This window comes from Collinsella sp. AF23-2 (assembly GCF_003459245.1).
GTDB lineage: Bacteria > Actinomycetota > Coriobacteriia > Coriobacteriales > Coriobacteriaceae > Collinsella.
Map to the genome: position 1 here is coordinate 22,453 of NZ_QRVG01000025.1, position 7,669 is coordinate 30,121.

7 protein-coding genes are annotated in these 7,669 nt (G+C 65.6%); all 7 read right to left on the reverse strand.

Going from position 1 to position 7,669, the window contains the following annotated elements; all coding sequences use genetic code 11:
- Positions 1-94: 94 nt before the first annotated feature.
- Positions 95-877 (reverse strand): imidazole glycerol phosphate synthase subunit HisF, encoded by a 783-nt coding sequence (hisF, locus tag DWY03_RS08760; protein ID WP_117769949.1) that lies wholly within the window; start codon positions 875-877, stop codon positions 95-97.
- Complete coding sequence (locus DWY03_RS08765) at positions 786-1,625, reverse strand: HisA/HisF-related TIM barrel protein (protein WP_231500761.1); 840 nt, start codon at positions 1,623-1,625, stop codon at positions 786-788. The genes hisF and DWY03_RS08765 overlap by 92 nt, the downstream gene beginning before the upstream one ends.
- Positions 1,622-2,323: an imidazole glycerol phosphate synthase subunit HisH gene (locus DWY03_RS08770; protein ID WP_117769951.1), complete on the reverse strand. Its 702-nt coding sequence runs from the start codon at positions 2,321-2,323 to the stop codon at positions 1,622-1,624. The genes DWY03_RS08765 and DWY03_RS08770 overlap by 4 nt, the downstream gene beginning before the upstream one ends.
- Positions 2,324-2,403: 80 nt before the next feature.
- On the reverse strand, positions 2,404-2,991 hold the full coding sequence (hisB, locus tag DWY03_RS08775; protein ID WP_117769952.1) for an imidazoleglycerol-phosphate dehydratase HisB: 588 nt from the start codon (positions 2,989-2,991) through the stop codon (positions 2,404-2,406).
- A complete protein-coding gene (gene hisC / locus DWY03_RS08780) occupies positions 2,992-4,107 on the reverse strand; it encodes a histidinol-phosphate transaminase (protein WP_197032780.1) in 1,116 nt (371 codons plus the stop codon).
- Position 4,108: 1 nt separating this feature from the next.
- On the reverse strand, positions 4,109-5,545 hold the full coding sequence (gene hisD / locus DWY03_RS08785) for a histidinol dehydrogenase (protein ID WP_117769954.1): 1,437 nt from the start codon (positions 5,543-5,545) through the stop codon (positions 4,109-4,111).
- 105 nt (positions 5,546-5,650) lie between these two features.
- Positions 5,651-7,366: an ATP phosphoribosyltransferase gene (gene hisG, locus DWY03_RS08790; RefSeq protein WP_117769955.1), complete on the reverse strand. Its 1,716-nt coding sequence runs from the start codon at positions 7,364-7,366 to the stop codon at positions 5,651-5,653.
- Positions 7,367-7,669: the final 303 nt, after the last annotated feature.

Here is a 7,669-nt window from a genome sequence, read left to right on the forward strand (position 1 = left end):
TGCCGCAGGTTGCCGCGAAAGAGGAGCGACGCGTACTTTGGTACGCGAGCGACGGTTTGAGCGGCAAGATGCGGTGCCTGGGCAAGCCGCAGCACTAGAAGTCCAGCCTCACAGGGATGCCTTGGCTGGCCATATACTCCTTCACCTGGCGAATGCTGAACGTCCCAAAGTGAAAGACGCTGGCCGCCAGCACGGCATCAGCCTCGCCCTCGATCACGCCCTCGGCAAAATGTTCGAGCGTGCCCACGCCGCCGCTCGCAATCACCGGAATCGGCACCGCGCGCGCCACGGCGCGGGTGAGCGCCAGGTCAAAGCCAGCCTTGGTGCCGTCGCGGTCCATGCTGGTCAGCAGGATCTCGCCGGCGCCGCGGCGAGCCGCCTCCTCGGCCCACGCCACCGCGTCGATGCCCGTGGCGTTGCGGCCTCCCGCGGTAAAGACCTCCCACTTGTCGGCACCGGATGCGCCGGGCAAACCAACGCGCTTGGCATCGATCGCCACGACCACGGCCTGGCTGCCAAACGCCGCGGCAGCCTGGCTGATCAGCGACGGGTCACGCACGGCGGCAGAGTTGAGCGACACCTTATCGGCACCGGCGGCAACCATGGTCCGCATGCCCGCCAAGTCGCGGAAACCGCCACCCACGGTATAGGGAATAGCGAGCTCCTCGGCCGCATGCGCCGCCATCTCGATAGTCGTCGCACGGTTGTCGCTCGTGGCGGTAATGTCCAGGAAGACGACCTCGTCCGCACCCTCGCGGTCATAGGCACGCGCCAGCTCCACCGGATCACCCGCATCGCGTAAGCTCACAAAGTTGACGCCCTTGACCACACGGCCGTCCTTGACGTCCAGGCAGGGAATCACACGTTTGGTAAGCATGGACTACTCCTCCCCCTCGGGCGGCGGCCAGCGCCTGTACCAGCGTAAAGTTGCCCTCGTAGAGCGCGCGACCGGTAATAGCACCTTCAATCGCGCCCTCACCCACTGCGGCCAGCGCACGGATGTCGTCGAGCGTCGAGATGCCACCCGATGCCACGACGGGAAAGCCCGCGACCTCGGCCACATGGCGATACGCCGCCACATCGATGCCCGTCTGCATGCCGTCACGCGCGATGTCGGTGTAGACCAGGTGCTTAAAACCCAGCTCGGTGAGCTGTGCCACGGCATCGTCGAGTGCCACGCCCGCGCCATCACGCCAGCCGTTCACCTTGACCTGGCCGTCGTATGCGGCAATGTCGGCCACCAACAGCTCGCCAAAACCTTTGGCTGCCACCTCGGCAAAACCCGGCTCGGTCACCAGCACGGTGCCCAGCGCAATGCGGCGCGCACCGTAGCCGGCCAACTCGTCGATGCGCGCGAGCGAGCGGACGCCGCCGCCCACGTCCACGGACAGACCGTTGACGCCGCAGATGGCCTTAATCGCCGCCGAGTTGGCAGCGCATGTGTCCTCGTCCTCGCCAAAGGCAGCGGACAGGTCGACGACGTGCACCCAGCTTGCGCCCTGCTCGGCAAACGAGCGAGCAACGGCCACGGGGTCGTCGGAATATACCTTGCAGCGGCTGCGGTCGCCACGCTCCAGGCGCACGACCTTGCCGCCGATCAGATCGATTGCGGGAAACAGGATCATCGGCCAGCCTCCTCGACGATGTTGACGAAGTTCTTAAGGATGCGCTGACCCAGCGCGGAGGATTTCTCGGGATGGAACTGGCAGCCCCACACGTTGCCATGGCGCACGATGCACGGGAAGCTCCGCGTATAGTGCGTGCGCGCCAGCACATCGGCGGCATCGGCGTCGTCGGCCACCGCGTAGCTGTGGGTAAAGTACATGTTGGCACCCTCGGCAAAACCAGCAAGCAGCGGATCGGCCGCGCCGGCGGGCGTCATGTGCACCTGGTCCCAGCCCACGTGCGGCACCTTCAGGCGGCTCGACTCCAAGCGTGTGCACGAGCCGCGCATAATACCCAGGCCATCGACCCAGGGACCGCCAGCCTGCTCGGAGGCATCGTCGTCCGCGTCCGCGCCTTCGTCCGCCGGCACGCCCTCGTTGCCGCGCTCAAAAAATAGCTGAAGGCCCAGGCAGATGCCGAGCAGCGGAGTTCCGGCGGCAACGGCGTCGAGCACGGCCGCCGCCTCGCCGCTTTGGCGCATAAAGACAATCGCGTCATAGAACGCGCCCACGCCCGGGATGACCAGGCCGTCGGCGTTGCGGATCTGCTCCGGATCGTCCGACGTGCAGGCGGCGGCACCGGCGCGCGCAAGCCCGCGCACAACGCTCGACAAGTTGCCCTTGTGGTAGTCGACCACCACAATCTTCGGTTCGCCCACGCGACCCTCCCTTTTCCCATCATCCAAAACCACCACAAAGGGGACAGGCACCTTCGTGGTGGTTTTTACCCTTGTGGCGGTTACAGTGAACCCTTGGTGCTGGGGATGCCCTGCACGCGAGGGTCCAGCTCACAGGCTTGGCGCATCGTGCGGCCCACGGCCTTAAAGGCGGCCTCGATAATGTGATGCGAGTTGCCGCCCGCCAGTTCGCGCACGTGCAGAGTGAGCTTGGCGTCGCGCGCAAAGGCGTAGAAGAACTCGACGGCCAGCTCGGTATCGAAGCTGCCCACGCGCTCAGTCGGTACGGGCAGCTCGCAGTAGGCCTGCCCACGGCCCGAAATATCAACGGCAGCCATCACAAGCGTCTCGTCCATGGCGATCGCCGCGTCGGCAAAGCGCGTAATGCCCACCTTGTCGCCCAGCGCCTGGCGAAACGCCTCGCCCAGTACAATACCCGTGTCCTCGACGGTGTGATGCGCATCGACCTCGACGTCGCCCACCGCGTGCACCGTCAGATCGAACAGACCATGGCGGCCAAAAGCGTTGAGCATGTGGTCGAAAAACGGCACGCCGGTCGAGATATCGCACACGCCAGATCCGTCCAGGTCGAGCTTTACGACAATGTCGGTCTCGCCCGTCTTGCGGGTTACCTCGGCATAGCGGTCCATCTACATCTCCTCCTTCACCAGCGCGGCAAACGCTGCCAGTACCTCGTCGTTTTCCTGCGGGGTGCCCACGGTAATGCGCAGGCAGTCCGCGAGCCCCGGCGCGTAGCTAAAGTCGCGCACCAAAATCGAATACTCGTCGCGCAGACGCTCGCGCACGCGCGTGGCATGCGGCGTGCGCACGAGCACAAAGTTCGCCGCGCTCGGCCACGCCTCCACGGGCAGACCCTCGGCAGCCATTGCGCGTAGGGCGCACAGCTCGCGCTCGCGCTCAGATGCAACCTGTGCCACCACGGGTGCGTACGCATCGCGGGCACGTACGCAGGCAAGCGCGGCGGCCTGGCTTAGCACGTTAACCGAGTAGATTTGGCGAATCGCCGCAAACACATCGATGACCTCGGGCGCCGCGATCACATAGCCCAGACGCGTGCCGGCGGCGCCAAACGCCTTGGACAGCGTATGCAGAATCACCAGGTTGGGATGCTCGGCGATAAGCCCCTGCGCCGTGGTGGCCGCGCCAAACGAATCGTCCGCAAACTCAACGTAGGCCTCGTCGACCATGACCATGCCGGGGCACGCATCGCACAGGGCCGCGACAAAGTCGAGCGGTGCCACATCGCCCGTGGGATTGTTGGGCGAGGTCACGATGGCCAGGTTGCACTCCGGCGCCACGGCGAGCACAGCCGCTTGGTCGAGCTCAAAGGTTACCGGATCGCGCCACACATCGCGCACCTCGGTCTGACAAAGCGACGCAAAGAACGCGTACTCGCTAAAGCACGGCGGGCAGTTGAGCAAGGTCCGTCCCGCGCCGCCAAACGCCAGCAGGTAGTTATAGAGCAACTCGTCGCCGCCGTTGCCCACGCAGATATTCTCGCGAGCCACGCCATGCCAAGCGGCAAGCTCGTCGCGCAGGTCGTTGGACATGGGATCGGGGTAGCGGTTGAGCGGCGTAGCAGCCAAGGCCGCATCAACCGCCTTGCGCACGACAGCGGGCACGGGATAGGTGTTCTCGTTGGCCGAAAGATTGATGCGCGTGGGCGTAAAGTTGGGATCATAGGGCTCAATGCCGGCCAGGTAGGGCTGGACGAGCTCCTTCATGCGCGGCGTGAGTTCGGCCATGTTAGGCCTCCTCGCCGGTCGCGCCAACGCCATCCGCGCCCGCAGCCGCCAGGTCAACGCCCTCGGCAACCGTCGCCACGGCGTCACCCGGCCAAGCGACCTTGGTCAGGTCGGCCGCGGCCAGAGACTCGGCACTCACGGCATCCTCGCCCTGCTCCAGCACACGGCGACGCAGGGCGGCGGATAGCGCGTGCGCCCACAGGCCCTCGGCCTCGGCCAGACGCTGTGTGGCGGGAGCGTCGGAGAGCAGGCCCTCGGGCGTATAGCAAATGACGCTCGAGCGCTTAACGAACTCTTCGACCGAAAGCGGGTTGGAGAACATGGCCGTGCCGCCGGTCGGCAGCGTGTGGTTGGGGCCGGCAACATAATCGCCGAGCGGCTCGGAGCTCCAGGCGCCCACAAAGATGGCGCCGGCGTTGCGAATGCCGCCGAGCAGGCCCATCGCATCCTTGCAGTGCAGCTCCAGGTGCTCGGGCGCCACGGTGTTCACGGCCTCGACGGCGGCAGCCATATCGGCGGCCACCACGATGGTGCCTTCGTTGTCGAGCGAGGCGCGCGTGATCTCGGCACGCGGCGACTGCGCCACCAGAATGTCGATACCAGCCTCGACCTCGCGCGCAAACTGCTCGTCGCAAGTCACCAGATAGCAGGCTGCCAGCGGATCGTGCTCGGCCTGGGCCATCAGGTCTGCCGCGACCACCATGGGCTTGGCCGTGGCATCGGCCAGTACGCAGACCTCGGAGGGGCCAGCGACCATGTCGATTCCCACGTCGCCCGAGACAATCTGCTTGGCCGCGGCGACAAAGGCGTTGCCCGGACCGGTGATTTTATCGACACGCGGAATGGTCTCGGTACCGTATGCCAGCGCGGCCACGGCCTGGGCGCCGCCCACCATATAGATTTCGTCCACGCCGCCGAGCTTTGCCGCGGCGAGCGTGTAGGGGCTGATCAGGCCGTCTTTTTGCGGCGGGGTCACCATAACCACGCGCTTGACGCCGGCAACCTTGGCGGGAATGGCGTTCATGAGCACCGTGGAGGGATACTGCGCGCGACCGCCCGGCACATAGATGCCAGCCGCCGCGAACGGGGTCACCTTAACGCCGAGCATCGTGCCGTCCGGGCGCGTGGTAAACCAGCTCTGTTCGACCTCGCGCTGGTGGAACTCGCGAATCTGGCGCGCGGCCTTCTCGAGCGCGGCGACAAAGGCCGGATCGAGGCCTTCGAGCGCGGCATCGATCTGCTCTTGCGGCAGACGGAAGCTCTGCAGCTCAACGCCGTCAAAACGCCGACAGTAGTCGCGCACCGCGGCATCGCCATTGGCGCGCACGTTGGCCACGATATCGCGGGCGGCGTCGACGATGTTTTGCGGCAGCACGCCCTTACGGTTGAGTTGGTTGGTAACGAGGCGCTCACCGGGAGCAAGTTTGATGGTCTTCATATCGGTATCCCCTATCGGTCGAGGTTATGTTCGAAAAACGAGAGACCGGGCGGCGGCGCCAATCGGCCCGCAGCCCGTACGTTGGGGCGCCCGTGCGCGCTCGCGCTATTGTGCCGAGCCCGCGACGGGCTCAAAATGCTTGTCCTTAACGGCCGCGGCCAGGCGATCTGCCAGATTGCGTACGCGCGGATCAAGGCGCGCGGCACCCGGGTTGACAAAGAAGCGGGCCGTGCAGTCCATGATGCGACCGGTGATGACCAGGTCGTTGTCGCGCAGCGTGGCGCCCGTGGCGGTAATATCCACGATGCGATCGGTCATGCCGACGATGGGGCCCAGCTCGATGTTGCCGTGCAGCGAAACGATGTCGGCGTTCACGCCGCGCTCGGCATACCAGGCACTCGCGATGCGCGGATACTTGGTTGCCACGCGAAGCGACCCGCGGCGAGCATAGTTGCGCTCGGCCTGACCGGCGCGCCATGCGGGCTCCGCCTCGATAAAGGTGCACAGGCCATAGCCCAGGTCGACCAGCTGCAGCAGGTTGAGGTCTGCCTCGATAAGCGAATCCCAGCCGCAGATGCCGCAATCGGCACCGCCACAGCCCACAAAAGCAGGCGCGTCGCTGGGGCGCACGATGACAAACTCGATATCGCCGACCGCGCCCTCGCCGACACGCGTGTCGCGGCCGCGCACGATCAGGTGACGGCCGGGGTCACGCAGCTCAGAGACGTCCAAGCCCGCGGCCTCGAGCACGTCGAGCGTGTCGGCCTTGAGCGAGCCCTTGGGCACGGCGATGCGCAGCGGACCCTCGGCGCCGCGACCCACGGCGTGATCGCCGTCGGAAGCGGCGTCCTCGGCCGAGGTGCGCGCGGCCTCCAGACGCTCGAGCGAAAAGGCAAAACCCGCCGCCGGTACCTCGATGCCGTCGCCAAATGCGCCGGTAAAGATGGAGTCGTAGCGTCCGCCCGAACCGACCGGATCGGGCAGGCCGCCGGCATAAGCCTTAAAGACCAGGCCCGTGTAGTAATCGAAAGAGTTCATGATGGAGAAGTCGAACGACAGCACCTGGGCGTCCTCGGGTGCCAGGCCCTCAACCAGGGCACGCAGCTCGCGCGTCAGCGGCGCGACGATACCGGCAGCCTCCAGCAGCGCGTCCACGCGGTCGAGTACCTCGGCACCGCCGTGCAGACGCGGCAGCTCGCTAATGGCGGCCTTGACGGCATCGGACTCGGTGCTTGCCGCCACGCGGGCATCGAGGCCCACAAAGTCGTTGGCGTGCACGCAGCGCAGGGCCTCGGCAGCCAGCTCGCGATCCTCGCACGCCGCGAGCAGTTCCTTAAACGGACGCACGCTACCTGCGATAATGCGTGCATCGGGCAGCGCCAGCTTGCGCACCGCCTCGGCCACGAGCGAGACAATCTCGACATCGCCCGCGGTATCGCCCGCACCGATAAGCTCAAAGCCCAGCTGTGTAAACTGGCGCGAGCCGCCGGCATTGCGCTGGCACTCGCGAACCACCGGCGCCTCGTAGCGAAGGCGCAGGGGCAGGTCGGCCGCGCGCATGCGAGTCGAAACCAGGCGAACGATCGGCAGCGTGTTGTCGGGACGGACCACCAGCAGGCGACCGTCGTCATCAAAGAGCTTAAACGGCGTATCCGCGATGCGGCCGCCTTCCTCGAGCGAACCCTTGTCCTCGAGTAGCGGCGTCTCGACCGGCAGGTAATGATGCTCCCTAAAGCAGCCCTTCACCGTCAGCGCGATCTCCTCGCGCGCCTGAGCCTCCTCGGGCAATATGTCCCGGAATCCCCACGGTGTGGCCGTCATCTGGTGAGCCTCCTCATGCTGTGTTTCATATAGAACGAAAGACCGGCATAGCTCCGCCGGTCTTCTGGGTACTTTAGCATACTAGAGTGTTTGCGGGGAGAATCGTCCTCCTCGGCTCACACCGTATTCATTTGGAAACATAGGGCAAGCGGTTAGCAGCAGTCTCTTGTCACAACGCAAAAAGGGCGCCCGCGCAATTGCGGACGCCCTTGTGCAGGGTCGAGATATCAACCAGCCAAGATATCGGACCCGTGACCAGCTCTTAGTAGTCGAACTGGTGGTAGTAGCGGCGGTACTTGAGGT

Coding starts and splice junctions, on each gene's coding strand:
- hisF (WP_117769949.1), bottom strand. CDS start 877: ATGCTTACCAAACGTGTGATTCCCTGCCTGGACGTCAAGGACGGCCGT.
- DWY03_RS08765 (WP_231500761.1), bottom strand. CDS start 1,625: ATGATCCTGTTTCCCGCAATCGATCTGATCGGCGGCAAGGTCGTGCGC.
- hisB (WP_117769952.1), bottom strand. CDS start 2,991: ATGGACCGCTATGCCGAGGTAACCCGCAAGACGGGCGAGACCGACATT.
- hisC (WP_197032780.1), bottom strand. CDS start 4,107: ATGGCCGAACTCACGCCGCGCATGAAGGAGCTCGTCCAGCCCTACCTG.
- hisD (WP_117769954.1), bottom strand. CDS start 5,545: ATGAAGACCATCAAACTTGCTCCCGGTGAGCGCCTCGTTACCAACCAA.
- hisG (WP_117769955.1), bottom strand. CDS start 7,366: ATGACGGCCACACCGTGGGGATTCCGGGACATATTGCCCGAGGAGGCT.